Below are 931 nucleotides of genomic sequence, written 5' to 3' on the forward strand. Positions count from 1 at the left end.
TCAACCAGATCGTCAATCTGCGAAGTTTGAACAGAACAACTTATGGTTAAACACACCTTTATGGGCAATTTTGAGTGAAGGGGTTGCTCTGCATCCAACTAAACCTGCAGTAGCCGATCCGACGGGTAGCCTTACTTATGAAGAGTTGCAGTCTGAAGCAGACAGAATAGCCGCGGGTTTAAAAGAGGTCGGGTTAAAAGCTGGAGACCGGGTCGTATTTCAGGTGTCTAACAGCATTTATTTCGCAAAAGTGTTTTTTGCTTTACAAAGAGCTGGCTTGATTCCGGTATTGGCACTGCCGGCACATGGTATTGTTGAAATTCGCCATTTCATGAAAGTATCTGGCGCAAGGGCCTACTTCGGTTCTAACTTAGAAAACGATGGAAGAGCACTACACATAGCTGACTCACTGTCGGAAGAGTCCCTTTCATTTAAGCATATCTATATTGTGGGAGACTCTGGAAAGTATCCGTCTTTACCTCTGGGTAATATTGGCCAGTTCGTTCCTGAACGACCAAACCCAAATCATCCTGCTTTGTTTTTAGTTTCTGGTGGAACGACGGGACTACCTAAGCTCATTCCTAGAAGTCATAACGATTATCGTCTCAACATCCAAAGTTGTGCAGCAGCAAGTGAGTTGTCGTCCGACGAGGTATACCTCGCAGTGTTACCTGCCGCGCATAATTTTACTTTGGGTTGTCCCGGTTTATTGGGAGCGCTTGATGTTGGAGGAAGTGCCATTTTCAGTTCCAACCCCAGTCCTGATTACTGCTTTGATGTTATCGAGAAAAATAAAGTGACGGCGACAGCTTTGGTTCCCGCGCTTGCGCAGCTATGGAATGCGGCTAAAGAATGGGAAAGTGCGAATACATCTAGCCTAAGACTGATGCAAGTCGGTGGCTCGAAGCTAGCCTATTCTGATGCTCTTGAT

General features: G+C 45.9%; 1 protein-coding gene. It reads left to right on the forward strand.

Annotation, left to right across the window (positions count from 1 at the left end):
- Positions 1 to 931: AMP-binding protein (locus AB4653_RS27695; RefSeq protein ID WP_372105847.1), on the forward strand; the 931-nt coding region annotated here is incomplete at both ends.

The sequence above is a fragment of the Vibrio sp. 10N.222.48.A3 genome (assembly GCF_041475345.1).
GTDB lineage: Bacteria > Pseudomonadota > Gammaproteobacteria > Enterobacterales > Vibrionaceae > Vibrio > Vibrio tasmaniensis_A.